This is a genomic window from Acinetobacter rudis (assembly GCF_000829675.1).
GTDB classification, from domain to species: Bacteria; Pseudomonadota; Gammaproteobacteria; order Pseudomonadales; family Moraxellaceae; genus Acinetobacter; species Acinetobacter rudis.
Window position 1 is genome coordinate 1 of the sequence record NZ_BBRX01000018.1, and the last position, 25,604, is coordinate 25,604.

The 25,604-nt window shown below is 36.7% G+C and carries 22 protein-coding genes, 1 tRNA gene, 1 rRNA gene and 1 pseudogene; 17 read left to right on the plus strand and 8 right to left on the minus strand.

All coding sequences use genetic code 11. From position 1 onward, the window contains the following. A 5S ribosomal RNA gene (gene rrf / locus Aru01_RS03240) occupies nt 1-114 on the plus strand. Nucleotides 115-221: 107 nt separating this feature from the next. Here rrf and Aru01_RS03245 read toward each other — a convergent pair. Both Aru01_RS03245 and Aru01_RS03250 read right to left on the minus strand, forming a co-directional pair. After that, nucleotides 222-1,592: a dihydrolipoyl dehydrogenase gene (locus Aru01_RS03245; RefSeq protein WP_016655046.1), complete on the minus strand. Its 1,371-nt coding sequence runs from the start codon at nt 1,590-1,592 to the stop codon at nt 222-224. A 471-nt stretch (nt 1,593-2,063) separates the two neighbouring features. After that, nucleotides 2,064-2,399, minus strand: a complete 336-nt coding sequence (locus Aru01_RS03250) for a protein tyrosine phosphatase family protein (RefSeq protein WP_016655048.1) — start codon at nt 2,397-2,399, stop codon at nt 2,064-2,066. A 123-nt stretch (nt 2,400-2,522) separates the two neighbouring features. Between Aru01_RS03250 and Aru01_RS03255 the strand changes: the two genes are divergently transcribed. From Aru01_RS03255 to Aru01_RS03265, 3 genes are read left to right on the plus strand one after another with little or no spacing between them, the layout of a single operon-like run. Beyond that, nucleotides 2,523-3,419, plus strand: coding sequence for an alpha/beta hydrolase (locus Aru01_RS03255; RefSeq protein WP_016655049.1), 897 nt, complete (start codon nt 2,523-2,525; stop codon nt 3,417-3,419). Beyond that, complete coding sequence (gene trxC, locus Aru01_RS03260) at nt 3,420-3,857, plus strand: thioredoxin TrxC (protein ID WP_016655050.1); 438 nt, start codon at nt 3,420-3,422, stop codon at nt 3,855-3,857. It abuts the gene before it with no gap. A gap of 19 nt (nt 3,858-3,876) precedes the next feature. Beyond that, complete coding sequence (locus tag Aru01_RS03265) at nt 3,877-4,281, plus strand: acyl-CoA thioesterase (protein WP_370736878.1); 405 nt, start codon at nt 3,877-3,879, stop codon at nt 4,279-4,281. A 58-nt stretch (nt 4,282-4,339) separates the two neighbouring features. Here the strand turns inward: Aru01_RS03265 and Aru01_RS03270 are convergent, their stop codons facing one another. Together Aru01_RS03270 and Aru01_RS03275 are read right to left on the minus strand one after the other, a co-directional pair. After that, nucleotides 4,340-4,834 (minus strand): DUF4442 domain-containing protein, encoded by a 495-nt coding sequence (locus Aru01_RS03270; protein WP_016655052.1) that lies wholly within the window; start codon nt 4,832-4,834, stop codon nt 4,340-4,342. Nucleotides 4,835-4,870: 36 nt separating this feature from the next. Continuing rightward, nucleotides 4,871-5,359 carry a YajQ family cyclic di-GMP-binding protein gene (locus Aru01_RS03275; protein WP_016655053.1) on the minus strand — a complete coding sequence of 163 codons (489 nt, stop codon included), beginning with the start codon at nt 5,357-5,359 and terminating at the stop codon, nt 4,871-4,873. 92 nt (nt 5,360-5,451) lie between these two features. On the opposite strand from Aru01_RS03275, the gene Aru01_RS03280 reads away from it, so the two are divergent. Next, entirely contained in the window at nt 5,452-5,766 is a 315-nt protein-coding gene (locus tag Aru01_RS03280; RefSeq protein WP_016655054.1) for a rhodanese-like domain-containing protein, read from the plus strand. A gap of 170 nt (nt 5,767-5,936) precedes the next feature. Here the strand turns inward: Aru01_RS03280 and queA are convergent, their stop codons facing one another. Beyond that, nucleotides 5,937-6,980, minus strand: a complete 1,044-nt coding sequence (queA, locus tag Aru01_RS03285) for a tRNA preQ1(34) S-adenosylmethionine ribosyltransferase-isomerase QueA (protein WP_016655055.1) — start codon at nt 6,978-6,980, stop codon at nt 5,937-5,939. A gap of 184 nt (nt 6,981-7,164) precedes the next feature. Here queA and Aru01_RS03290 point away from each other — a divergent pair. The 4 genes and pseudogenes from Aru01_RS03290 (at nt 7,165) to Aru01_RS03305 (ending at nt 10,521) form a co-directional block, all read left to right on the plus strand. After that, nucleotides 7,165-7,251: transfer RNA gene (locus Aru01_RS03290), tRNA-Leu, on the plus strand. Nucleotides 7,252-7,702: 451 nt separating this feature from the next. Further along, nucleotides 7,703-7,985: pseudogene (locus Aru01_RS03295) on the plus strand (PAAR domain-containing protein); the annotation flags it as partial. Nucleotides 7,986-8,793: 808 nt separating this feature from the next. Beyond that, nucleotides 8,794-9,384, plus strand: a complete 591-nt coding sequence (locus Aru01_RS03300; RefSeq protein ID WP_155766231.1) for a hypothetical protein — start codon at nt 8,794-8,796, stop codon at nt 9,382-9,384. A 387-nt stretch (nt 9,385-9,771) separates the two neighbouring features. Further along, a complete protein-coding gene (locus Aru01_RS03305) occupies nt 9,772-10,521 on the plus strand; it encodes a hypothetical protein (RefSeq protein WP_016655058.1) in 750 nt (249 codons plus the stop codon). Nucleotides 10,522-10,649: 128 nt separating this feature from the next. On the opposite strand, the gene Aru01_RS03310 is transcribed toward Aru01_RS03305, so the two are convergent. Further along, complete coding sequence (locus Aru01_RS03310) at nt 10,650-11,453, minus strand: aminoglycoside adenylyltransferase domain-containing protein (RefSeq protein WP_016655059.1); 804 nt, start codon at nt 11,451-11,453, stop codon at nt 10,650-10,652. A gap of 476 nt (nt 11,454-11,929) precedes the next feature. Here Aru01_RS03310 and Aru01_RS03315 point away from each other — a divergent pair, with 476 nt between their 5' ends. The 3 genes from Aru01_RS03315 (at nt 11,930) to Aru01_RS18600 (ending at nt 16,691) form a co-directional block, all read left to right on the plus strand. Further along, nucleotides 11,930-14,287 carry a YheC/YheD family protein gene (locus Aru01_RS03315; RefSeq protein ID WP_016655060.1) on the plus strand — a complete coding sequence of 786 codons (2,358 nt, stop codon included), beginning with the start codon at nt 11,930-11,932 and terminating at the stop codon, nt 14,285-14,287. A 594-nt stretch (nt 14,288-14,881) separates the two neighbouring features. Next, complete coding sequence (locus Aru01_RS03320; protein WP_016655061.1) at nt 14,882-15,343, plus strand: hypothetical protein; 462 nt, start codon at nt 14,882-14,884, stop codon at nt 15,341-15,343. 205 nt (nt 15,344-15,548) lie between these two features. Continuing rightward, the gene (locus Aru01_RS18600) at nt 15,549-16,691 is read left to right on the plus strand and encodes a hypothetical protein (protein WP_016655062.1); all 1,143 of its coding nucleotides are present in this window, start codon (nt 15,549-15,551) and stop codon (nt 16,689-16,691) included. Between the two features lie 106 nt (nt 16,692-16,797). On the opposite strand, the gene Aru01_RS03330 is transcribed toward Aru01_RS18600, so the two are convergent. Together Aru01_RS03330 and paaZ are read right to left on the minus strand one after the other, a co-directional pair. After that, on the minus strand, nt 16,798-19,035 hold the full coding sequence (locus Aru01_RS03330) for an NADP-dependent isocitrate dehydrogenase (RefSeq protein ID WP_016655063.1): 2,238 nt from the start codon (nt 19,033-19,035) through the stop codon (nt 16,798-16,800). A 518-nt stretch (nt 19,036-19,553) separates the two neighbouring features. After that, the gene (gene paaZ / locus Aru01_RS03335; RefSeq protein WP_016655064.1) at nt 19,554-21,677 is read right to left on the minus strand and encodes a phenylacetic acid degradation bifunctional protein PaaZ; all 2,124 of its coding nucleotides are present in this window, start codon (nt 21,675-21,677) and stop codon (nt 19,554-19,556) included. A 268-nt stretch (nt 21,678-21,945) separates the two neighbouring features. On the opposite strand from paaZ, the gene paaA reads away from it, so the two are divergent. From paaA to paaE, 5 genes are read left to right on the plus strand one after another with little or no spacing between them, the layout of a single operon-like run. Then, entirely contained in the window at nt 21,946-22,899 is a 954-nt protein-coding gene (paaA, locus tag Aru01_RS03340; protein WP_016655065.1) for a 1,2-phenylacetyl-CoA epoxidase subunit PaaA, read from the plus strand. Nucleotides 22,900-22,929: 30 nt separating this feature from the next. Continuing rightward, nucleotides 22,930-23,220 carry a 1,2-phenylacetyl-CoA epoxidase subunit PaaB gene (paaB, locus tag Aru01_RS03345; protein WP_016655066.1) on the plus strand — a complete coding sequence of 97 codons (291 nt, stop codon included), beginning with the start codon at nt 22,930-22,932 and terminating at the stop codon, nt 23,218-23,220. Between the two features lie 15 nt (nt 23,221-23,235). After that, nucleotides 23,236-23,991: a 1,2-phenylacetyl-CoA epoxidase subunit PaaC gene (paaC, locus tag Aru01_RS03350; RefSeq protein ID WP_016655067.1), complete on the plus strand. Its 756-nt coding sequence runs from the start codon at nt 23,236-23,238 to the stop codon at nt 23,989-23,991. Between the two features lie 17 nt (nt 23,992-24,008). Beyond that, nucleotides 24,009-24,509, plus strand: coding sequence for a 1,2-phenylacetyl-CoA epoxidase subunit PaaD (gene paaD, locus Aru01_RS03355; RefSeq protein ID WP_016655068.1), 501 nt, complete (start codon nt 24,009-24,011; stop codon nt 24,507-24,509). A gap of 23 nt (nt 24,510-24,532) precedes the next feature. Then, complete coding sequence (gene paaE, locus Aru01_RS03360) at nt 24,533-25,594, plus strand: 1,2-phenylacetyl-CoA epoxidase subunit PaaE (RefSeq protein WP_016655069.1); 1,062 nt, start codon at nt 24,533-24,535, stop codon at nt 25,592-25,594. The last annotated feature ends 10 nt before the right edge of the window (nt 25,595-25,604 follow it).

Consider the following 25,604-nt stretch of genomic DNA (forward strand, 5'->3'; position numbering starts at 1 on the left):
TTGGCGACAATAGCAAGAGTGAACCACCTGATCCCTTCCCGAACTCAGAAGTGAAACCTCTTCGCGCTGATGGTAGTGTGGGGTTACCCATGTGAGAGTAAGTCATCGCCAGCTCATTATTCCTAAAGATCCCTCCGATAGTACATCGGGGGGATTTTTTTATGTGATAAATTCTCCAGATAACCTCTCGCCAAAAGGGAGAGGTATTAAAGATAGGTGTTTTAAAGCTGTTTGAATGCTCGGACAAGTGCAGTTCTGAGGCCTTCTTCTAACGTTGGGTGATAAAACGGCTTTGTTAGAACCTCATCGATCGTCAAATCTTCGGCAATGATCCATGAAAGTAAATGTGCCATGTGTTCTGCTGACTCAACAAAGAGTTCAGCGCCAAGCAATTTACGGCTTTGCATGTCAACATAAACCTCAGCAGCGCCTTTGTTCTTACCGAGGACAGTTGCACGTCCTTGAGTTTCAAAAGAGACTTTTCCTGTAGCAAAAAGAATATTTTTTTGAAGTAACTGCTTATGGCTTAAGCCTGCAATAGCCATTTCTGGGGCGCTAAATACAATTGAAAGCGGGCTAGGTGCATCTAGAGTTTGGATATTTGGAAAGTTGAGGCAGTTTTGGACGACATTACGTCCATCTGTAGCAGCAATATGCTGAATTGGATTTTGTGTATGAGCATCGCCAATGATAAAAATAGGATAATCCGCAAGTTGTTTACTTGCATCATTAATTTTTAAGTTTTTAATATCCGCAAAAGTTGGGTCAATATTTTCAAGTTGAAGGCTACTTAATAGACTTCTGCGACCAGTGGCAGAAAGGACATAGTCGACTTCAACTGTATGATCTTGATTGTTTTGCTTGAAGTTTAATATGACTTTTTCATTTTCTAAACGAACATGTTCTGGTAATACTTCAAAACGAATATCAAGCTCTTGGGACAATACATCTTGAGCGACTTGCTGTAATTCAGGACTGGTTAATGCGCCAACTTTACGACTACGCGCAAATACAGTAGTTTTCACCCCTAAACGTGTCATGGCTTGAGCAAGTTCGATAGCAATGACACCACTGCCAATGACTGCCATAGATTGAGGAAGCTCTGTGAGCTCGAAGATATCATCAGAAGTAATCAAACGATCTTTTAGAATATTCTTCCAATCGGTATCGTAGTTAGGCGTGGAGCCAACGGCAATAATAAAAGTTTTGGCCTGATAACGTTGACCTGCGGCCTCAACAGTATTCTCATTAATAAATTTTGCTGAAGCTGAAATTTTATGTTCTGGATTCCAACGATCAACATCTTTAATGGTTGCAGCAGTAAATTGATCACGAAGTTTGCGGACATGTGGCATGACTTGAGAGGTGTCAATTGTCCCTGTACTTGATAATGCAACCTCATCTGCATGTTCAATATCATGCATACGGTTTGCAGTCGAGATCAGGACTTTGCTTGGCATACATCCAACACGTGCACAAGTTGTATCCCAAGGCCCTTGGTTGATGATGAGAATATTTTGAGTATGTTTTACTGCTTCTTTATAGGCACTAATTCCTGCCGTACCTGCACCAATGATAATAATATCGTACATTGTCCAACCCTAAATGCGATGACTGAATAAGAATGATTTGAAGCTATGAATATGTTGAGTTCATTACAGTTTTGTTCAAGAATAAAATGTAGTTAGTACTTTAGTTGTTAACTTAGCATGATTTATATATTTTTGAAGTCCCGTATAAAGCCTGTTTAAAGTATTTAGCGCAGACTTAATGTACAGCTGTGCCCATACTCACACCAACAGTTGGACGTACATTCATTGAACTACAAGCAGAAACGAATATTAAGGTTGTGAGGATGATCATCAATTTTTTCATGTGCTTAGACTCCATTAGATACTAAGACTCTAAAGGAATTATTATTTTTGATTGTTGGAGATCAGTTACTAAAGTTGAGATAAAACATATAAGTAAGTTAACCAATTTGTTTTAAACCGATCAGTCGAGTTAAATGACTTTGTTTAATTGCTAACTTACTCATATGTCCAGTATTTTAGATCAGATGACTAGTCATCTAATAAATCCATTTGTTTCGCAATCTGATATAAATTGTTAGAGCGATTGCCTGTACGACAAAACATCAGGATTGGTTTTGGTAAGGTATTGTAGTGGTTGGCAAAAGTTCGAACATCTACCTCTGTAATTTGTCCCGCAATAATGGGTTGAAAGACGTAATCTAAACCAGCTTGACGTGCAGCTTCTTCGATTTGAGCACTACTAGGTTGCTCTGAACCACCTTCAAAGTCTGGTCGATTATTAATGATCGATTTAAACCCTTTTTCAACCACTTGATTGACATGTTCAGGTCCAATTTGACCAGCAAAGCCGACAGATTCACTCATTTTTTACAAACCATTATGTTAAAAATACTATGTTGGTATCATAGCACTAAGCAGGGATCTCAGTTGAGCTGCTTGTGAAAATTTATAATGGAAAGTGTTCGGCGATATACTCATGGAGAAAGAATGTACTCTTACACTGTAGAGCCGCTCTATATACAAAGCGGTAAGGATGTAATCGCAGCCGATTTTTATCGACCTAAAAATATTAAAAAGCCCGCGATTATTGTTATGGCACATGGTTTTGCAGCATTAAGACAATTTAAGCTGGTTGCTTTTGCTCAGCGCTTTGCACAAGCAGGTTATGCCGTCATTTTATTTGACTATCGTTATTGGGGAGGAAGTACAGGGACACCTAGAGAGCTGGTTTCTCTTGATGAGCAGCAAAATGACTGGAAGACAGTAATTCAATATCTACATGCACAAAAAACATTAAATACAAGAAAAATAGTCCTGTGGGGTACTTCTCTAAGTGGGGGCTATGTTTTAAGTTTGGCCTCAGAGCTTCAACGTATTCATGCAGTCATTGCACAAATTCCTTATGTAGATGGCACTGAAACTGTTAAGAATTATCCTATTCAATATCTGCCTAGAGCCCTAAAACTGTCAAGTCAGGATTATATGGGGGCGAAAGTTGGGCTAACCGCGAAAACATTGCCCGTCGTAAGTGCACAATCATTGTGTATAATGCCAAACAAAGATTGTTACCAAGGGTTTAAGTCTATTCTTCACGCTGATTATTATTGGAGTGGTGAAGTTCCTGCTCGGGTGTTCTTTAACTTAATCCGTTATAGACCCATTACCAGCCTTCGTAAGATTAATATTCCAGTGTTATTTATTGCGGCAAAACAAGACAGTTGGATCCCAATTGAATCTAGCCGCGAGGCAGCAACCAATATTGCACCTTTTGTAGATTATTACGAATGGGATATGGCGCATTTCGATATTTATCATGGCCAGTGGTTGGAAAAAGCTATCTCGACCCAATTAGAGTTTTTACATCAGCATATTGGAGTGAATTAAATGATTGTTGTGTGTCCTGCATGCCTAGCAAAAAATCGAGTGCCTCAAGAGCAACTTGAAGCAAATCCAACATGTGGCCAGTGTAAAGAAGCTTTAATTCCTTTAGTTCCAATTGAGTTAAATGAAAAAAACTTTAGTCAATTTATTCAAAATAGTGACTTGCCGATTTTGATAGATTTGTGGGCTGAGTGGTGTAATCCTTGTAAAATGATGGCACCGCATTTTCAGGAGTTGGCACAACATTATCCAAATGTGGTTTTTGCTAAAATAGATACTGAAAATAATCCTCGGCTGAGTCAGGCTTTTAATATTCGTAGTATTCCAACTTTAGTTCTTATGAACAAAACAACTGAGGTTGCTCGTGTCAGTGGCGCGATGCGATCTCAACAGTTAAAACAATGGCTAGATCAACAGCTAGCCGCCAACACGTGGAGTTAATGTGTCAGATTCTCATCTTATGCCAGAAGGGACCTTGTCGCTTCAAACCATCGCTATGCCTGCAGACACCAACTGGAGTGGTGACGTTTTTGGTGGATGGATTGTATCGCAAATGGATTTGGCAGGAGCAATTCATGCAGAGCGTTTTAGTCAAGGACGCTGTGCAACCATTTCGATTAATCAAATGAACTTTTTAGTTCCTGTGAAAGTCGGTAATGTGGTGAGTTGTTATACGAAAATTTTGCATGTAGGGAATACCTCAATTCAAATGCAAATTGAAGTATGGGAAAGTCATGATCGCTCACGTGCGCCTATTCAGGTCACAGAGGGCGTATTTACCTTTGTTGCTGTAGACAGTAATGGCTCAAAACGCCAAATACCAGCAGAAGCAAAACAGCAATTTTTAGATGCTCAAGCAAGCTAAGTTTAAAAACCCCAAAAGATAATTTTGGGGTTTTTAGTCAATATTTTTAGATTGCCAATTATTTTTTACGTTTAGGCAGCCAAGCCCAAAGCATTTGACATTGAATTGGCTCATTACCTGCATCATCTATCACTGTGACAGGGATGAGAAGTTCACCTTTTTCATGCTCTAAAATAAACTGTTGCTGCTCAGCACTTAGTGTTGCTGTTGCTGTAAGCCCACCACTGGCTACCTTTAAGTAGTCAATATGCAAAGTCTTAATCAATAAAATTCGCTCATCAGGAACATGTAAACCAGTCAGAAATCCTGTTGCTGTTTCAGCTAAAAGCGCCATAGCAGCTGCGTGTACACCTTTGATATGGTTTTGCATACTTCGCTGATTTTCAATGCGAACCTTAACGTGATCTGCATCTACTTCCAAATAACGAATATTGGCTGTACCGACCATAGGAACGACGCGACCAAAAGCTTTACTCCATAGCGTACTGCGAAGGCCTTTGGGAAATTTGGATGTTGCTTTAACCAATTTGGATAAGCGGTTGGACTGTGTCATAGAAATCATTCCCATCAATGAGCAAAATCTAAGCTATTAATCTTTAAAGTTATTGAACTGTAGGGGAACACCAAACTGCTGTTCTTTCAAAAATGCCATGATTTGTTGCAAAGTATCACGTTTTTTATCTGTGACTCGAATTTTGTCACCCTGGATAGAAGACTGCACTTTAACACCGCTTTCTTTAATGGCTTTATTAATTTTTTTCGCAGTATCTGAGTCAAGACCATCTTTAAGTTTGATGACTTGGATAACATTTTTGCCTGAAGCTGTCATTTTTTGTGGATCAAGTGCTTGGATATCTACTTTACGTTTGAAAAAATGATTTTCAAGCATGCTATAGACTTGCTCGCATTGGAAATCGCTTTCGGTACTGATTTTAATTTCTTTGGCTTTTTCATTAAGTTCAATAGAAACATCTTGACCACGGAAGTCAAAGCGGGTCGCAATCTCTTTTTGAGTGTTTTGAACGGCATGATTTACTTCAAAAACTTCTAATTCAGATACAATATCGAAAGATGGCATGGTTTAGACCTTTACAAATGGAAAGAATATCTGAGATGCTAAGGGCGGTTTCTTCTTTTGCCAAGTGTTTGTTTACATCAAAGGAGTACGTAATGATCCGTAAGCAAGAAATTACCACATTTGAGTTCCCAGAAAACGCTGTAATTTGGGATGTTCGCGATATAAAAGCTTTTTCTGAAGGACATATTCAGGGGGCTGTAAATCAGCCGATTGATCATCTTGATGAGGAGTGTCTAACTCAGGTGTCATCGGATCAGACAATTTATATTTTATGTGGCGGTGGTAGCAAAGCTCCACGAGCAGCTGAAAAATTAGAAAGTTTGGATAGTTCAAGAGATTATGTTGTATTGATGGGGGGGACTCGTGCCGCCCGTGATGCAGGCTTAACTTTGGTCGAAGGTGCTTAAGTCATCAATTCAACAGTACTGATCTAAACAATGAAGCGAACAGATTGTTCGCTTCATATAAAACTAGAAAAATAAATTTATAAATAAAAAATTAACTGCGACTCATCACAATATGCTGTTATTTACTTATTCACTTCATTTTAAAAAATCACGTTATTCTAAATCGCAGCTCATTGCGCGTTATTGGCACGATCGACCAACATGGCATCACCATAGCTAAAGAACCGATATTGTTGCGCTACGGCGTGTTTATACGCATTTAATACATGGTCTCGGCTAGTGAGTGCCGAAACTAGCATAAGTAAGGTGGATTCAGGAAGATGGAAGTTGGTAATTAAGCGATCTACTACACAAAATTGGTATCCAGGGTAGATAAAGATTTGAGTATCACCCGTCCATGCGCCAATTTTACCATGACAAGCCTGTGCAGCACTTTCCAGCGCCCGCGTTGCTGTCGTACCAACCGCGATAACTTTATTGCCACGCGCTTGTGTTTCTTGAATTTTTAGGGCTGTTTCTTCAGTTACTTCACACCATTCACTATGCATAATGTGATTTTCGATGTCTGTGGTTCGTACAGGAAGGAAAGTACCAGCACCAACATGTAAGGTGACAAATACAGTGTTTACACCTTTGGCAGCAAGCGCTTCTAATAAAGCTTGATCAAAGTGCAAACTTGCAGTTGGGGCAGCAACACTGGCCAGCTTTTCTGGATTGTTAAAAACGGTTTGATAACGAACCGTGTCGATCTCTTCTGCTTCACGATTAAAATAAGGTGGGATCGGTAACTGGCCGTATTGATCAAGCACTTGTAAAATTGGTTGAGAAAACTCAACGATAAATAAATTTTCATGGCGACCCGTCACTGTTACAGGAACCTGATCTGGGCCAATAAATAATTCTGCACCAGCTTTGGGAGAGTTACTGGCCTTAATGTGACAGTGTGCAGTCGTCTGATTAAAAATACGTTCAACCAAGAGTTCAACTGAACCACCTGTGGCACGTTTACCTTTTAGACGAGCCTTCATGACCTTCGTGTCATTAAGCACAAGTAGATCACCGGCTTCAAACAGCTCTAAAATGTCTACAAAGTGTAAGTCATGATGACGGCCATCAGCGCCTAAATGAAGTAGACGTGAGGCACTGCGGTTGTCTAAGGGATAACGAGCAATCAGCTCATCAGGGAGATCGAAGCTAAAATCAGAGAGTTGCATGAGCAGGGGGAAATATGAATAAAAATTAGCGCCAGTATAAACTTTTTTAATTTTTTTCGCTTATTTTGCTGATTTGTTAGTCAAAGAAAAGTTTTTTGCTTTAAAAATATTCAATTAAAAAAACTTGTCGTTGACAACCCAATAAATTCCGCTATCATACGCTACATAACGAAGCACACACCTTCCCGAGGTGGTGAAATTGGTAGACGCGGCGGACTCAAAATCCGCTGTCAGAGATGACGTGTCGGTTCGAGTCCGACCCTCGGGACCATATTAAGAATCATGAGATTCTGTAAACAACCCCAAGCATATTCAGCCTTGGGGTTTTTTATTGCCTGTTGTTTGGGTTTTTAATCGGGATGGATATTCTCTAGCTTTCATCCAGTATCAGCTATTACATTTGTATCAGTAGCAGCATACTCAAACTAGATGTTTTAGAATCTTAAAAAGTGTTAAAGGACTGTTGAAAATAATGTTGTTGTAAGGAGGATATAAGTGTTTTTGTAGATTAAATGTAGTTACTGAATTTTGGATATATTGGTGTTTATTTTTGATATAAAACACTTTATCTAATAATTATTAAAAATTAATGGCTTTAATTTAATGAATCCGGTTGGTATGCGCAGGAAGTGAAAAAATCTGAATTGCCCTTGGTCAGTACTAAATTGTAGCCTCTGAAATTTCGTGTTAGTTTTTTAAACTACGTTATTTAAAAATAAAAAATGATGAACGGTTTTGCAATTCATAACGCCCCAACGGATCACGGTGGAATAATTCCTGCTACCCAAATGAGAAGTTCTCAGATGGGTAATTTATTTGTGGTGGCTGGCGATGGTCATTTTTGTCCAAAGTGTAAATGTTGGTCAATAGTCCTTAAGAGTCATGATCGTGTGATTTTTGATGGTAAAGCAGTTGCTTATGCAGGAGATCAGCTTAGTTGTGGGGCACGCATTTTGCTTCAGCAATCTCATGTGGTTGGGGGTGGTCAAAGTGCTAATTATAACAACTTCACAGCATCAAATTTGCAGCTTAGTAATTCTTGGAAAAATGTAACCAATAGTTTGCTAGCTGAGGATAAAAAACGATTAAATGGCCATTACTATAATATTGAAACGGGCTCTTTTGAGGGCAAAGTTACTGATGGTATAGGGCAGATAGAAGATTTATATGCATGTAATGGAAAGGACGGAAATGACTATAAAGATAAGAAAAAATTAGAAATGACTCATTCTGATTTCCAAAAAAATGCTTTTATTCTAGCAGAAGAAGCAGGAGATTCTGGGCAGGAGTGTATTTGTTTAGGGTTCACAGCTTCGAATAGAGCTAAGGAATTAAGTTGGGCACTATTTAAGCTTCTTTCTACTACTTATTCTTCTGTTCCAAAAAGTCTAAAAGGGACTTTATTGGCCTCAGCAAGAGCTGACATTAAATCAAAAAATACTCGTAAAGGATTGCTACAGTCTTTATCTGGTTATGAAGATCCTACTAAAGGAGCTACTTTCTGGGATGGTACAGATTTTTTAGCATGGGGGTTAAAAAGCCCGTTTCAAGGAGGTGTGCCGCATGCAAAATTTAGAGAATATAAAAAAATCACGATAAATAAGCATATATATGAAAAATATAGAGCAGCAACTTTAAAGATTTACCCTAAAGGTAGTGTTGTATATACAAAATATAATTATATTTCTTCAGTACCATCTCAAGTCTTCATTGATCCTAAAAACTGGAGTACAGGAAATTTTATATATATTACCAATGCACGGAATGCGAGTAAAAGCATTATAGCTACTGTCTGTGAGGGACATACAGTTTTTTGGAAGACTTACTAATGAGAATTTTTATATATTTTTTATTGACTTGTATTGTGGTACCAGCGTATGCCGAGAGTAAAATATATGCAAAGTATGATGCTACATGTGATGAAAAAAATGAAAAATTTTATAAAGAAAAAAAATTATTAATATCAAATAGATATAAAATATTATCAGTCTTGAATTTAGATAAAACAAGAAAGATCTATATATTGGATAGAGGTTTTTCTCCGAAAAAGTCTGAGGAATGTCGTTACTCAGATCCCACAATACATAGTTATGTATTTGTTCTGCAAAAGGGGCGTGCTTCCCCCTATATTAATGAAAAAATTTTATCAAATATGAACTATATCTCAGATATTTCTATAGAGAAAAGTATTAGAGGTTTTATAATTTCTTTTGTATATGGGCAGAGCTCTACTTTCAAAAAAATGATGCATTTTGAAGAGGTTGAAGGTAAAGGATTTTTTTTAAAAAAAGTTATTACTGAAAAAGTGGTTCCTGATGGTATGAATGGTAATCAGACCATACAAAATTTACCTCTTGAAATGCAATATGAATTAACGCATGTGGAGCTCTATCAGTTCTTTTAATTCAAAGACGTTCTTAATGAAAAACCCAAGCATATTAAGCCTTGGGGTTTTTTATTGCCTGTTGTTTGGGTTTTTATTAGATATCGATTGAGTAATTTAAAAATTAAAAGACAACCTTTTTTGCTGTTGTTTCTTTTGGGGTGCATAGAAGGCGATCTGGTTTGTGCTTAAATCTATGTACTTGATAGCAATGGGTTAAACTCATTATTTAGATAAAACAGTAAGAGTCTGGGAGATTGAGAAATATAGAAGTGTAAAATAATTTAAAAATTATAATATGATTTAGATTAATTCAATGCGTTTTGAAGAGAGAGCCATATAACCTTGTTGGGTAAACTTGCATGTGGTCGATCGTCTAAAGTCACTTAAAAATATAATGAGTCAAAAATGAATGATTTTATCTTGAAATGGCTGAAAGAGTATATTGCAATCTTAGTTATAATTCCGGCTACCTTAGGCGGAATTTATCAGGTTATAAATATTTGGTATTACGCAGGTTTTTCAAATATACGATATTTTTCAGTTTCTCAAGTTATTCCAGATGGATTAATTGTAATTATTTTACTGGGATGGATTATTGGAAATTTATTGATAACGAAGTGGTTAATAGATGTTGTTGAATTGTCTTTATTAGGGGTGTTTAAAGAAATAAATTATGTTGCCTATATTGTACTTTCGATCTTGTGGATTGTAATGTTTGGCTATCATTTTTATAAATTTGAATCTGATTCATATATTAATTATATGATGGTGAGCTTTGGGTGTGTCAATCTAATCTCGATAGGCGTGTATGTCTTGTTATACTGTGGCTTAAATTTCTTTTTTAATCCGAGTTATCAAGTAGTTAAAGGCTTTACATTTATATTTTTTTACTGTGTTTTAGGTTTTTGGGGGATTAAAATAGAAGGAAATGTAGAAGCTTTCAATAATAAAATAGTCAATGATAGTGAGCTTTACAATTATGAACTGCTTCAAGAAAAAACCATTAAAAAATTCAATAACCCCAGCGTGAAAATTTTATATTCTAATAAAGATTATATTTTTTACGAAATAAATATAAATGGTGTGAACAGGACGTTTGTCGATGATGCTAAAGAGTTAATCCCAGATTCAGCTAATTTAAAATCAAAAAATTGAGTCATAATTTTTTTAAAATTTTATGTTTTAAATTGATTTATTAAATTTTTTCTTATAAATAATTTTACGCTATAAAACCCAAGCATATTTGGTCTTGGTTTTTTTGTTTTCTGTAGTTTGGTGTATGACTATCGATTACCTAAATCATCAGACAGTAATGGCTCAATATTTTGTTTTAGTATCTCTACGATTTTACTGAGCGCTAAGTGTAGATCAGGCCAGCTTTGTTCATTTCCTCGTCCTGTATATTCATCGATCATGAGCTGCAATAAGGCTTGATTGTCTTGATCTAAAAATTTTAAACACCACATTGCCGCAGTATCTTTGGAAACAATGGTTTTTTTGTTGAGCGTATAGGCAATGCGGCATAGCGCTAGAATTTGATTGCGTTCATCCTGATCGTCTTTCCAGTGTGCAATAATTTCTGGATAGGTTTCTCGTAGAGCATCTTTGACTTGCTTGTGGCTGATCGCGGGGAGCCAATGGTTCAGATCTGGCCCTAAAATAGTGACATGCTGTAGTTGTGCTTGCTTGAGTAAGATACTGATGTCTGGATCATATTGACTGTTTAACTGTGCGCCATTGAGTAATTCATCTCTTAACCATTCACCATATTGCAGTTGATACGGGTAGGGTGGTTGAAGCGCAGTAATACTGTTTTTATCGAGTATTGTTATTTCCAAGGCGCGCGCTGAAGCATGGCCGACTGGAACGGAGATTTGCAAAAGCACTTTTGCGATTTGTTGTCGTTCGGAAGCAGTGATTGCACGTTCAATAATAACCAGAATATCGAGATCACTTTTACGCTTTAAGCCACCATCAACATATGAACCATATAAGTAAATTGCGTAGAGTTTGTCTTGGAACACTTGCTGTAAGAGTTGTTTAACAGATTCAAGTTGATGGCTTTCATCATGGTTTAAAGATTGCATGGTGGTATTCATTGAAATAAGTGGATCAACTACAGCATATCTTGCTTGCTATGCAATAGCTTCTGATAAAAATTAAATATAGCCTTTAAATATCATATTATATTGACATTATTTTTAATAATTAGGGGCGGGGGAGCTCATTTGATGAAATTTATTGTCTTTTTATTTGGATTGTTATTGTCCGGATGGGTATCTGCACAAGCAGCAGTGAAGTTACACAGTAAATGACAATTTCTACAAAGGCTTCCAACAAGTTGTTCTGGTAGGATTTATTGGCTTGATTTTGTTTTATGAATAGCATGGGGTTGAGTCATTAGCACAAACTGATTAGTACTACATAGTTTTATTGAAATTGAAGTTACATTTTAAGTTGAGAGTTTTTAAGGATGTATATTTAATTTTTTGTTGAAATTTAATATGTTATTTATATTATCAATAATATACTATTGAAATTATTTTTGGAGCTGGTTTTTATTATGGGTAATAATATAATTAAAGTTGGGATGCTAAGATCTAGTGGAAAGCCTGCTAGTAGAGCTAGAGCAATGTCTTATGTGGGACAGCACACTGGTGTTGATATCTATTTTTTTAGTGTAGATGATGTTGATATTGAAACAAGAAAAATAAATGCAAAAAGATTTTTTAACAGTTCCTGGGTTACTGAAGTTATTGATTATCCTTTGATTATTGATAATGATAATAACTCATCAATGAAAAATAAAAATGTAATTAATCAATTATCTGAATATTGTTATTTGACGACACAGGTGTTAGGTGGAAAGTTAAAAACCTTAAATTTATTAAGAGATAATAATATATTTCGTGAGTGTCTAATTCCACAAGAGGTAATTAGAAATAGAGATGATTTTACTTCTTTTTTAGAATTGTACGATTACTCTGTATTAAAGCCTATTCGTGGAAACCAAGGTAAAGAAATTTATTTTATTAAAAAAAATAATAATAAATTTTATGTAAATTTTGAAGGTGAAACTAAGGAAATAGCTAGCTTGGATAATTTTTACGATCAGGTGATCAGAGGGAGAAATTTTATTATTCAAAAATATATAGAGTCTACAACCATACATGGTGCACCTTTTGATATTCGTGTACATGTACAAAGGAATGGTCAAAATAAATGGGTTAATACTAAGACTTATGTTCGAGTTGGTACGAGTGAAGGTATGACTGCAAATATTGCAACAGGTGGAGGGATAGCAAATGTAATATCTTTTATTAAGAGTAGATATAAAGAAAAAGCCAATGATGTATTGCGAAAACTTAACGAATTAACAAATCATCTTCCAACTCAGTTTCAACAATTTTATAGTCAAGATATTGATGCTCTAGGTATAGATCTTGGCGGTGATGCAGATGGAAATCTGTGGATATTTGAAATCAATAGTTTTCCAGGGACACAGTTTTTTGAATTAGACGAGGCAATTATAAGAATCGAATATTTAAAATATCTTCATGATAGAGAGATTGGTAAAAAAAATAATTTAGTTAATTTATATAATTTAAATGAACTATGGGATTCCAACTTAGTAATTGATTCACAAATAAATAATAATAAAAAAAATGTTGCAGTTCTTCGATCTTCTCATTCTAAAGTTGGGGTTACAGAAAAATTTATTAAAGAGCATGATGACAATATTGAATTTATTATCTGTGATGAAAAGCCTATTATTGATTTTCCTGAAAATAAAATAATTTTATTGAAAGATAAAGAAAAAGAAATTATGTCGGTTTCTCTGGAAAAGCGACAGAAATATAAACCATTTGTTTACTCTATTATAGGGAGTGTTGGAAAGACAAGTGTGTTAGCGCTTTTAGGTCGATCTCTTAGAAGGATTGATAAAAATGCTTATATTAATGATTTTGGAAACACTCCATTTTATGTTGCCAAAGGTATTTTATCAGCTCCAATTAACAGTAAAAGCTGGGTTTTTGAAGTTGCGGGGGCTAGTAGCTTTAGAGATGAGCCAATTAGCGTTCATTCGCATCAAATGCTTCAACCTAATGTATGTATATTTACTAATATTGCAGAGGCTCATGTTGGTGAAATTGGATCGCTGGAAGATGTTGCAATTCTTAAATCTAAGGCTTTAGTTAATATACCTAATAATAGTATTGTAGTTTTAAATGGTGATATGCCCTATCAAAAACTAATAAGAGAAAATGTAAATCCTTTAGCCAGTATTTATACTTATGGGGAGTCTGAAAAAGCTGATTTTCAATTGTTGGATACTTCTGAGCCAGTTTTAAAGTTTAATTATAAAGATAATATTTATGAAATAGATATTCCTGCTGACCTATCCCTTGAAATAAAGCTCAATTTCTTGGCAGTTGCTGCTGCTTTATTCCTCACGCAGGTTGATTGGATAATTGCTTCTAAGTATTTCTCTGATTGGAAACCTGTAAAAGGGAGAGGTAATTTAGAAACTAAATTCATAGAGAATAAAAAATTAACTATTATAAATGATGCTTATAATGCAAATCCAACTTCAATGAGATTAGCGATTTCTAATTTAGAGAAACGATCGCATTCTGGTAGAAAACTTGTAGTTTTAGGGGAAATATCTGAATTGGGAGACCATAGTTTTAGAATTCATAAGGAATTATTAAATTTTGTGTCAATAGCTAAGATAGATCAAGTCATTGTAATTGGTTCTCTTTATTTGGAACACCAAAATTATTATATGGATGATATTGTATTTTATGAAAATTTAACTGATTTTGAAGAAAATATTTCAAAAATAGTTGAAGATAATGATCTAATTCTCTTTAAAGGATCTCATTCAAGCTTATTATATAATTTTCTCAATAACTTGTAGTTGTTTTATTCAATGAAAATAAATTTAGACTTTTGAAAATAATTTAGATTTAACCTGGCGGAAATTATTGAAAATGATAGCTGTCAGGTATTTTAAAATGTACTATTCTTTACCAATATGGAGGTGACTTTTAATTACATAAATATTTTTTCATAAAAACATATTAATTTATAGATTGTATTTTTTGTTTTTGCTGTTTAGTTGTTTATATTAAATATTTTAATAAGTTGTATTTTAATTATGTTGGATTTTTTTAAATTTTATTTATTAATAATAATTTTTATATGAGTGTGAGTGTTGTCTATAAGAATTATGGTATCTATATAAAAATGATAAAATGATAAAATGATAAAATTTTTTAAGTATTGTTGTTATTTTATTATCAAAAATAAATGATAGATATTCTGTATTTGACTTTTTTGATGTGGGGTAATTGTTATTTTGTTAAATTAATAATTATTCAATATGGGGCGAGTAAAAAGAAAAATACTACTTTAATTGGTATTTAAGATATTGTTAGTAGATAACTAAATCTCTTTTCTTAATTTTATTGTAAAATAATTTAATATTAATGTAAGCGAGGAAGCTCATTTGATGAAATTTATTGTCTTTTTATTTGGATTGTTATTGTCCGGATGGGTATCTGCACAGCCTGTAGTAAAGTTTGACCATACTGGAATACAAAAAGGGGCTTATGTAGAGACTTGTTATCATAATCCTTGCTCAGTAGCTAAAGTGCAATCTTTTAAACAACTTAAACAGACTAATACACAATCCAATATTGAGTTGACTTTAATCGGTGGATCTAAAGCTTGGGACAGTAAAAAGATTGATTGGGACAAACAACCGCATAAAGTCAAAGTTTATTGTTCGATTACACATCCAATTGTGCAGATTGATCGTCAAAAAACACTATTGCCGATCAATGAAGGATTTGGGGTGCCAGGAATATTGATGGTTGATGCTGAGTTGTATTTACAAGCCTGTCATAACTTCCATAGCTCTGTACAAAAAGCTGCAGAAATATATGGCTATGATGTCCACGATGAAGAATAAAAAAACGGTGCATAAGCACCGTTTTTTAAATTAGTGAACTAAAAAAATTAAGCTTAATTTCTTCTTTTTTGTATTTGAAATAAGACTTAATTTGTTCACTTAATAATACTTATAGAGTGGTATTTAAATATTGTAAATTAATCATTTAGAGGATATCTTTCACACTTAATTTTAAATTGTAATATTCATTTAAATAGAGTGAGTAATGGATAAAAAGTATCTTAATTTAGAGGTTTCTGGTAGTAAAATTCGGATTGATGAGATAGAGTTTGATAAAAACAATCTCTATGATTATATATTTCCATTTAATTTTTTTATAGATCTTGTGAATGGTATTGTGGATGGTGATGAAACTAATAAATCAATGTGTTTAATTAATTTTAATAATTTAATAAAATTAATTAATGTTATTCAGTTTTATGAAATGGATTTTAATGGATTGTCTGAAAAATTTTTGCATATATTTAACAGTATCTTTCCTTACATTAAAAAGAATTATGAGGGAGAGTTAGGTGTTGATATGTTTTTAAAGAACTTATGTGATATTTTAAATAAAGAAGTATCAGATATTTATAGTAATCACCTTACTGGCGAATTTATTTTAAAACTATCTTTATATAATGGTGTAAATGAAATTCAAGAAAAAAATAATTCTTTGAGGCTAGGGAGTGAGCTGGATAGTGTTAAGAGAAAATATAATCAGGCTCTTATTGATTTAAAAAAATATGAAAATTCTTTAAAAAATAAAACATCAGTTGAGTTGTATAGTGAGATTGGTAATTATTTTAAAAAATTAGAGAATAAGTATAGGCGTAGTTTTTTAATTTTCTTGTTTCTAACACTTATCTTAACTGTTGGGTATAATCCTCTAGTTGGTGTTTGGGATAATTTTTTGAGCTTATTTTGTAGTTTGTCTATTAATATAAACACAACCTGCATGGTATTAAATGATCAACCTTTATATCCATTTAATGGAAATACTCTAAAATATATAATTTTTAAGATTGCAATTTTATTAGTTGGGGTGACGCTGGCAACTTATTTCTTAAGGCTAACTAGCTTTTATCAATTGAGACAAGAGCAATCGAAGCAGACCAAACTTGAGTTGGAAGCATTTCCTGACTTTGTATCTGGTATGAGTAAAAGTGTAGCTAATAATATTCGTGAAGAATTGGCTTTAAAATATTTTGGGAAAGATGTAGATAAAACGCAACTTGATAAGTCTGGCAATTTGTTACAGGAACAATTATTAGCAGGAATTGAGTTAATTAAGGTTAATACTGAATTGATGAAATTGAAGAACACCTCGAATGAAGCTAATAAGGCGGAAGAAAATAATCATATTTAAAAATTAGAATTCTTTTATGTGTTGTGGATGATTTTATTGTATATTTATAATGAAGAATAAAAAAACGGTGCATAAGCACCGTTTTTTAAATTAGTGAACTAAAAAATTAAGCTTCAGCTGCCGCAAGTGCTGCATTGAACGTTGCACTTGGACGCATAACTGCGCTAGTTTTTTCTTGATCAATAGCGTAGTAACCACCGATGTCAGCTGGTTTGCCTTGAGCAGCAGCAAGTTCTGCAATGATTTTGTCTTCATTTGCAGCAAGCTCTTTTGCAAGCGTAGCAAATTTAGCTTTAAGCTCAGCATCTTGGTCTTGAGCAGCGAGTGCTTCAGCCCAGTACATCGCAAGGTAGAAATGACTGCCACGGTTGTCAAGTTCGCCAGTACGACGAGAAGGAGACTTATCGTTATCGAGAAGTTTACCCGTTGCTTGATCAAGTGTAGTTGCAAGTAATTTCGCACGTTCGTTATTTTCTTTGATGCCTAGCTCTTCTAGAGAAACAGCAAGTGCAAGGAATTCACCTAAAGAGTCCCAACGTAAGTGGTTTTCTTCAACAAGTTGTTGTACGTGTTTAGGTGCTGAACCGCCTGCACCAGTTTCGTACATACCACCACCTGCCATTAATGGCACGATAGAAAGCATTTTTGCAGAAGTACCAAGCTCCATGATTGGGAACAAGTCTGTGAGGTAGTCACGTAAAATGTTACCTGTAACAGAAATTGTATCTAAACCACGAGCTACACGTTCAAGCGTATAACGCATTGCACGTACTTGTGACATGATTTGAATATCAAGGCCAGTTGTATCGTGTTCTTTTAGATACTCTTGAACTTTTTTGATCAATTCATTTTCGTGTGGGCGGTATGGGTCAAGCCAGAAAATCGCAGGCATGCCAGAGTTGCGTGCACGAGTTACTGCAAGTTTTACCCAGTCACGAATCGGTGCATCTTTCACCTGACACATACGCCAGATATCACCTTCTTCAACTTGTTGAGCCATTAAGACTTCACCAGTTTCAAGATCAGTGATTTGAACAGTACCAGGTTCAGTGATTTCAAAAGTTTTGTCGTGTGAACCGTATTCTTCAGCTTTCTGTGCCATTAGGCCAACGTTTGGAACTGTACCCATAGTACGTGGGTCGAAGTTACCATTCCATTTACAGAAGTTGATCATTTCTTGGTAGATACGAGCAAAGGTAGATTCTGGCATAACTGCTTTACAGTCGTATTGTTTGCCATCAGCACCCCACATTTTACCACCACCACGGATCATTGCTGGCATAGATGCATCTACAATGATGTCGTTTGGAGAATGGAAGTTGGTAATGCCTTTTGCAGAGTCAACCATTGCAAGAGCAGGACGGTGCTCTTGACATGCATGTAAATCACGAATGATTTCGTCATGTAGTGATTCTGGTAATGTTGCAATTTTTTCATACAACACTGACATACCGTTATTGACGTTAATACCTAGCTCGTCAAATAATTTACCGTGTTTTTCGAAAGCTTCTTTATAGTAAATTTTTACACAGTGACCAAAAACGATTGGGTGTGAAACCTTCATCATTGTTGCTTTAACGTGTAATGAAAATAAGATACCTGCTTCACGACAGTCATCGAGTTGTTTTTCGTAGAAATCACAAAGTGCTTTCTTGCTCATAAACATTGAATCGATGATTTCGCCTTCAAGTAATGCAACTTTAGGCTTAAGTAAAATGCTCTCACCACTCTTAGTGATAAGTTCCATTTTTACATTGCGCGCACGGTCAAGTGTCATTGACAACTCATCGTGATAGAAATCGCCGTGTTCCATGTGTGAAACATGAGTTTGTGACCACTGTTTCCACTCAGTCATCGAATGTGGATGTTTTTTCGCGTAATTTTTTACTGCAGTTGGTGCACGACGGTCAGAGTTACCTTCACGAAGTACAGGGTTAACAGCAGAACCCAAACATTTGCCATAACGTGTTTTGATGGCAATTTCTTCATCAGTTGTTGGGTTTTCTGGGTAATTCGGAAGTGCAAAGCCTTTTGCTTGCAGTTCTTTAATACATGCAATTAACTGACCAACAGAAGCACTGATGTTAGGTAGTTTGATGATATTTGTATCTGGATCTTGTGTAAGGCGACCAAGCTCAGCGAGGTTGTTCGGTACCTTTTGCTCATCGCTTAGGCAGTCCGCGAATTCTGCGAGCACGCGAGAGGCTACTGAGATGTCAGTTTTGACTATCTCTACGCCGGCCGGCTTAGTAAAGGTCTCAATGATAGGCAGTAGCGAGTATGTCGCTAACAATGGCGCCTCGTCGGTCAGTGTGTAAATGATTGTTGACTTTCCACCAGCCATATATAGCCCCTTGCTTGTGATTGAATTTATTGAGGTCGAGGTGGTAACTCAGACCTCTGCGTACTGGTTTGCTTTAGCAAAACATTGGAAGTATCGGCCTTCATCGCACGACAGTCAATGATATATCTTTCCTTATTACTATTTGGCGAAAAATAAAGCAAAATTGTCATTTTTTTTGCCATTATATCTATTTGAAAATCTCGTTATTTTTTAATTTGATAGTGGTCTTTAATCACTATATAGCCCCGCATTCAGGCAATTTAATACAGTAGAAATGATTATTTTTTAGCCTAATGAATCGGTGTTTTTTAGCAATTTTGACGGCATTGTTATTGAAGCTAAAAGGTATTAAAAATCGTCATTTTTGCAGGTTTTAAATACTAATTTATGGGTATGTGTTCTTGTTTAAATTTGCATCTAATGAATATGAGAAATCCCTGTGATTTTTTTAAACTTCTTTAAGAGATTACTCATAAGGGGAACAAGAACGCATAGATCTATGCGTTCTTGTTTTTGTCCTAAGCCTGATATTCTTGGCCACGTTCAACTAGGGTCAAAATATCGTAAGTCGCAACAAGTTCTCCTCGTTGGTTTTTGACTTTGATATCCCAAACCACAACACCATGAGCTGCTTGAGTTGGATCTTTCTGCGGTTTTGGTGTTTTTTGTTTACAAGTAAGTTCGACTTGAATTGAATCACCAATCTTAACAGGTTCAACAAAACGGAGATTATCCATTCCATAGTTTGCAATCACAGGACCTTTAGGTGCATCGACAAAAAGTCCAGCGGCTGCTGAAACGACAAAGTAGCCATGCGCAACACGCTCACCAAAGAAGGTTTCTGCTGCAGCGATTTTGTCCGTATGGGCATAAAAATGATCACCACTTAAGCAAGCAAAGTTAACCAGATCAGCTTCAGTCACTGTACGACGTGCTGTAAGTAGGCGCTCACCAATAACCAGCTCATCAAAACTCTTCTTAAATGGATGTACACGATCCTCATTGATTTGAGAGCCTGCAGTCCAAGCATGTGTCACTTGAGTTAGGCTGTCAGGCGAACCTTGTATCGCGGTACGTTGCATATAATGTTTAACCGCACGTATACCACCCAGTTCTTCGCCACCACCAGCTCGGCCTGGACCACCGTGAACCAAGTGCGGTAAAGGTGATCCGTGACCTGTACTTTCTTTTGCTGATGTTTCATCCAAGATATGTAAACGACCATGCCAAGGTGCAATTTTAGCAACGATATCTTCGATATTGGCATGTTGATCTTTAACGATAGAAGCCACTAAGCTGCCTTCACCACGTGCGACCAAGTCACCAAGCTCATCAATCGATTGGTATGGCATCAAGGTACATACTGGGCCAAAAGCCTCAGTATTGTGTACATACTGCGCTTGGATTGGTGTTTTACATAGCAGTAAAGTTGGAGGGTAAAATGCGCCATTTTCAGGATGAGCTGCATTGAACTGTATATTTTGTTGTAGGTGACCACCAAAAATGATTTCCGCATCTTGTGCGAGTTGTTCTACCTTTTCTGCAACATCATACTTTTGCTTGATACTCGCGAGTGCACCCATGCTGGTGTTTTCAAGTGTAGGATCACCTGTAACAACTTTATTAAGTTTGGCAACGAGCTTTTCTTGAACATGGATTAATAGTTCCTGTGGAACAAATGCGCGGCGAATTGCAGTACATTTTTGCCCCGCTTTTGTAGTCATTTCACGGATGACTTCACGTACAAAAAGATCTACAGCCGTTTCAGATGATCCTGTTGCCAAAATTGCACTGTTGACTGAGTCTGCTTCCATACTAAATGGTACAGAGTATTTATTGAGATTTGGATGTTGGCGTAACTGTTGGCCAGTATATGCTGAACCTGTAAATGTTACGCAGTCTTGTGGGCCTAAGTAGTCAAATAAATCATAGGTTTGACCACAGATCAGTTGCAATGCACCCTGAGGGAGAAGCTTACTTTCGACAATGGCTTTTACAACGGCTTGAGTAAGTTGAGCACCGTCAGTTGCTGGTTTAACGACACAAGGGACACCTGCGAGTAAGGTCGGTGCAATCTTTTCTAACATGCCCCAGATTGGAAAGTTAAAGGCATTGATATGTACAGCTACGCCTGCTTTAGGTGACAAAATATGTTTGGCACCAAAACTATTGTGTTTTGATAATTGTATCCAACTGTCTTCTGTAATGATTTTTTCATCACTGAGTTCGCGACGTACCATGCTTGAATAAGCAAACAAGGTTTGAATTCCACCTTCGATATCAATCCAAGCATCTTTACGAGTCGCACCTGTAGCTGTCGCCAAAGCATAAAACTGTTCTTTTTTTTCTAATAGCATTTGTGCAATGAGTTTGAGTGCGTTAGCACGTTGGTGGAAAGTCCACTGTGCAAGCGTTGAGCCATGCTGCTTGCCATAAGCCAACACTTTTTGCATGTCGATGCCTTGGCTTGAAACGCGATAAATTTCTTCACCACTAATCGCATGATAAACAGGTCTAAAACCTGCATTTGCATGATACCAAGTACCGTAAACATATGATTCAAGCACCGTCATAGGGTGGGCTGAGTCTTGTTGGTGAGGTTGTGACTGAGAAGATCCATTTTCGTGAGTATGCTCAAGCATAGTCAGACTCCATTTGTGATACAGAAAAAATTTCTTATGGTAAATAGTGATACATATAATCCATAAAAATATCAATAATGTCTATGAAGAAATTAATTATCTTAAAATTTGGATGATTTTATTATTAATAAAATTGTTTAAAATCATGTATTAATGATAATTATGTTGAGTTGTAAAATTATGATACGTAAATATTGGTTGACATTTGTTTTAATGTATCAAAAAATAAAGATCAAGTGCTTAAGTATCAAAATAAGGGAGTGGTGGTATGGAAAGCCAGTTTGAGAAATTTAATAACAACATCGCCAATGATGTCAGCATTGAAGCCAAAGACCAGATGCCAGATGGCTATCGTAAGACATTGATTCGTCAGATTGGTCAGCATGGGCATTCTGAGATTATTGGGATGTTGCCTGAAGGTAACTGGATTACCCGTGCTCCGACCTTGCGTCGTAAGGCTGTGTTGTTGGCCAAAGTTCAAGATGAAGCTGGACATGGTTTGTATTTGTATAGTGCAGCTGAAACTTTGGGTGCTGATCGTGATGACATGATGGATAAACTCATTGCAGGCAGAATGAAATACTCATCTATTTTTAACTATCCAACATTGACTTGGGCCGATGTGCCAGCCATTGGCTGGTTGGTTGACGGTGCTGCAATTGTTAACCAAGTTGCATTGTGCCGTACATCTTATGGTCCTTATGCCCGCGCTATGGTTCGCATCTGTAAGGAAGAAAGTTTCCATCAGCGTCAAGGTTTTGAAGCCATGATGGCCTTGGCTCAAGGTACGCCAGAGCAAAAACAAATGGCTCAAGATGCGGTCAATCGCTATTGGTGGCCAGCACTGATGATGTTCGGCCCAAGTGATGATAATTCGCCAAATAGTGCACAAAGCATGGCGTGGAAAATTAAGCGTTTTAGTAATGATGAGCTTCGTCAAAAGTTTGTTGATAACACCGTACCACAAATGCAAATGATCGGTCTTGAAGTGCCAGATCCTGATTTACGTTTCAATGAAGAGACTGGTCATTATGAGTTTGGTGAAATTAACTGGACTGAGTTCTTTGATGTGATTGAAGGTCGTGGTCCATGTAATCACGAGCGTATTTCAGCGCGTAAAAAAGCATGGGAAGGTGGTCAGTGGGTGCGTGAAGCTGCGGCAGTCTATGCCAAGAAACAGCAAGCAAAAACACAAGCGCAAGCACAAAGTAAAGTTGCCTAATTAGGACAAAATTAGTGAGAGGAATAGATTATGGAAGATAAAAATAACTGGTCACTTTATGAAGTGTTTGTACGTAGTAAACAAGGTTTAAGCCACCGACATGTAGGCAGCTTGCGTGCGCCAGATGATGAAATTGCACTGCAAAATGCACGTGATGTTTATACCCGTCGAAATGAAGGGATTAGCATTTGGGTGATTAAGTCAGAATTGATTACTTCATCTCAACCTGATGAAAAACCAGAGTTTTTTGATCCATCTTTAGACAAGGTTTATCGTCATCCAACTTTTTATACCATCCCTGATGGCATTGAGCATATGTAAGCTAAGGAGTTGATGATGAGTGATTTAGTCTTATCCAAATTTGTATTGCATATTGCGGATAGCCAATTGATTTTGGCGCAGCGTTTAGCCGAGTGGTGTGGTCATGCACCAGAGTTAGAGATTGATATTGCGCTCGCCAATATTGGTTTGGACTTGTTGGGTCAAGCGCGTAATTTTTTGACTTTGGCTGGTGAGTTAGAAGGTCAGGGACGTGATGAAGATCAATTGGCATATTTCCGCGGTGAGCGTGAATATCTCAACCTCTTATTGGTTGAACAACCTAATGGTGACTTCGCACAAACTATCGTTCGTCAATGGTTAATGGATCAATACCATCATGTATTGATCAGTGGTTTAACCCAAAGCAAACATGCTGGTTTAGCTGCGTTGGCAAACAAGGCACTAAAAGAAATTAAATATCATGTACGTTTTTCAACAACGTGGATGGAGCGTCTGAGTTTAAGTACTGATGAAGCAAAACAGCGTACACAACAAGGTTTAGATGAATTGTGGCGTTTTACTGCTGAGTTATTTGAGTTAAGTGATGAAGAACAGCAGTTAGTTACTGCAGGCATTATTGCTGACCCAGTGCGAGACTTTGCAGTCTGGGAACAACATGTCAAGTCAGAACTACAACGTTTTGAGTTGAATTTACCCGCTACAGCTGCGTTCCGCCGTGGTGCTAAACAAGGAATGCACACGGAGAATTTGGGCTTTATCTTGGCAGAAATGCAATATCTACAGAGGACTTATCCAAACATGGTTTGGTGATGACAAGGAGCTGTGTCATGCAAACAATTGGCCACTGTGTTGATCAGTGTTGGAAGATTTTAGAGCAGGTTGCTGATCCAGAAATTCCAGTGTTATCCATCTTAGATCTCGGCATGGTTCGTGGTATCGAACTCAATGCAAAGGATGAAATCGTGGTGCGGTTAACACCAACTTATAGTGGTTGTCCTGCGACTGATTTGCTCAAAACACAAATTGTTGAAGCACTTACAGCAGAGGGCATGACACCAGTTCAAGTGGTCGTTGACCTATCTGAGGCATGGACCACAGATTGGATGTCTGAGTCTGGAAAGAAAAAATTACAGGCGTATGGCATTGCACCACCCCAAGGTGAGGCACAGCACTGTGGTACGCATGTCGCATTAAGCGATGGTGTGCCATGTCCACATTGCTTAAGTAAAAATACCAGCATATTGAGTGAGTTCAGTTCCACAGCATGTAAGGCACTGTACCGTTGCCAAAGTTGTCTAGAGCCATTTGATTATTTTAAATGTATTTAAATCAATGGATAAGGAAATCAGCCATGAGCCATTTTATTCCGTTAAAAGTCAAAAATATCGCAGCACAAACGCCGCAAGCAATTTGTATTTCTTTTGAAGTAAGTCCTGAACAACAAGCACAGTTTGAGTTTCAGCCAGGACAACACTTGACGATCCGACACCAAACAGATGAGGGTGAAATTCGTCGTTGTTATTCGATTTGTAGTTATGCGCCACAAGAAGATATCAGTATAGCTGTTAAAAAACTTGATCAAGGTCAGTTCTCTAGCTGGGCCAATAGCGTGCTAAAAGTTGGTGATGTTTTAGAGGTCATGCCACCACAAGGGGTGTTCTTTAAAAAGGCAGCACAGATTGGTGGGAAAAACTATTTAGGAGTGGCTGCTGGTAGTGGTATTACCCCGATCTTATCGATTTTAAAAGCAGTACTGCACGAACAACAAGATGCTAAGTTTACTTTGCTTTATGGTAACCGTTCTTGGAAGCAAACCATGTTTTCAGAACAGATCATGGATCTAAAAGATCAGTTTAAAACACGCTTTCAGCTAATTAACATCTTTTCACGCGAAATGAATGACAGTGAGCTGATGAATGGTCGCATTGATCACGACAAACTTAAACAACTCTTAGAACATCAGGTGTTGGAGCGTGATTTTGAGCATTGTTTTGCTTGTGGTCCAGAAGAAATGATGCAAGCAGTAGAAAGCGTATTGCCCGAGTATGGTATTGATGCGAGCAAAATTCATACTGAGCGCTTTAATACTGGTACGGTGAAAAAACGTAGCACTGAAGTTGATGCCAATCGCCAGTTGGAAAAAGTGAGCATTGTGCTCGATGGTCGTGAATTGTTAATCGATGTAGAAGCTGAAGATGACAGTATTTTAGATGCTGCCCTGCGTGCTGGTGCTGATTTACCTTATGCCTGCAAAGGTGGGGTATGTGCAACGTGTCGTTGCAAGGTATTGGAAGGCGAAGTGGATATGGCGATTAACTATAGTTTGGAAGCTGATGAGCTTGCCAAAGGCTATGTATTGAGTTGTCAGGCATTACCTAAGACTTCCAATGTTCGCATTAGTTTTGATGATTAATGGATCAGCA

What these genes read in the sequence shown, in the direction of transcription:
- Aru01_RS03245 (WP_016655046.1), bottom strand. Translation starts at nt 1,592, where the DNA reads ATGTACGATATTATTATCATTGGTGCAGGTACGGCAGGAATTAGTGCC.
- Aru01_RS03265 (WP_370736878.1), top strand. Translation starts at nt 3,877, where the DNA reads ATGCCAGAAGGGACCTTGTCGCTTCAAACCATCGCTATGCCTGCAGAC.
- trxC (WP_016655050.1), top strand. Translation starts at nt 3,420, where the DNA reads ATGATTGTTGTGTGTCCTGCATGCCTAGCAAAAAATCGAGTGCCTCAA.
- paaD (WP_016655068.1), top strand. Translation starts at nt 24,009, where the DNA reads ATGCAAACAATTGGCCACTGTGTTGATCAGTGTTGGAAGATTTTAGAG.
- paaZ (WP_016655064.1), bottom strand. Translation starts at nt 21,677, where the DNA reads ATGCTTGAGCATACTCACGAAAATGGATCTTCTCAGTCACAACCTCAC.
- Aru01_RS03270 (WP_016655052.1), bottom strand. Translation starts at nt 4,834, where the DNA reads ATGACACAGTCCAACCGCTTATCCAAATTGGTTAAAGCAACATCCAAA.
- Aru01_RS18600 (WP_016655062.1), top strand. Translation starts at nt 15,549, where the DNA reads ATGGATAAAAAGTATCTTAATTTAGAGGTTTCTGGTAGTAAAATTCGG.
- paaB (WP_016655066.1), top strand. Translation starts at nt 22,930, where the DNA reads ATGGAAGATAAAAATAACTGGTCACTTTATGAAGTGTTTGTACGTAGT.
- paaE (WP_016655069.1), top strand. Translation starts at nt 24,533, where the DNA reads ATGAGCCATTTTATTCCGTTAAAAGTCAAAAATATCGCAGCACAAACG.
- paaA (WP_016655065.1), top strand. Translation starts at nt 21,946, where the DNA reads ATGGAAAGCCAGTTTGAGAAATTTAATAACAACATCGCCAATGATGTC.
- Aru01_RS03320 (WP_016655061.1), top strand. Translation starts at nt 14,882, where the DNA reads ATGAAATTTATTGTCTTTTTATTTGGATTGTTATTGTCCGGATGGGTA.
- Aru01_RS03310 (WP_016655059.1), bottom strand. Translation starts at nt 11,453, where the DNA reads ATGCAATCTTTAAACCATGATGAAAGCCATCAACTTGAATCTGTTAAA.
- Aru01_RS03305 (WP_016655058.1), top strand. Translation starts at nt 9,772, where the DNA reads ATGAATGATTTTATCTTGAAATGGCTGAAAGAGTATATTGCAATCTTA.
- Aru01_RS03275 (WP_016655053.1), bottom strand. Translation starts at nt 5,359, where the DNA reads ATGCCATCTTTCGATATTGTATCTGAATTAGAAGTTTTTGAAGTAAAT.
- Aru01_RS03330 (WP_016655063.1), bottom strand. Translation starts at nt 19,035, where the DNA reads ATGGCTGGTGGAAAGTCAACAATCATTTACACACTGACCGACGAGGCG.
- Aru01_RS03250 (WP_016655048.1), bottom strand. Translation starts at nt 2,399, where the DNA reads ATGAGTGAATCTGTCGGCTTTGCTGGTCAAATTGGACCTGAACATGTC.
- paaC (WP_016655067.1), top strand. Translation starts at nt 23,236, where the DNA reads ATGAGTGATTTAGTCTTATCCAAATTTGTATTGCATATTGCGGATAGC.
- Aru01_RS03255 (WP_016655049.1), top strand. Translation starts at nt 2,523, where the DNA reads ATGTACTCTTACACTGTAGAGCCGCTCTATATACAAAGCGGTAAGGAT.
- queA (WP_016655055.1), bottom strand. Translation starts at nt 6,980, where the DNA reads ATGCAACTCTCTGATTTTAGCTTCGATCTCCCTGATGAGCTGATTGCT.
- Aru01_RS03315 (WP_016655060.1), top strand. Translation starts at nt 11,930, where the DNA reads ATGGGTAATAATATAATTAAAGTTGGGATGCTAAGATCTAGTGGAAAG.
- Aru01_RS03280 (WP_016655054.1), top strand. Translation starts at nt 5,452, where the DNA reads ATGATCCGTAAGCAAGAAATTACCACATTTGAGTTCCCAGAAAACGCT.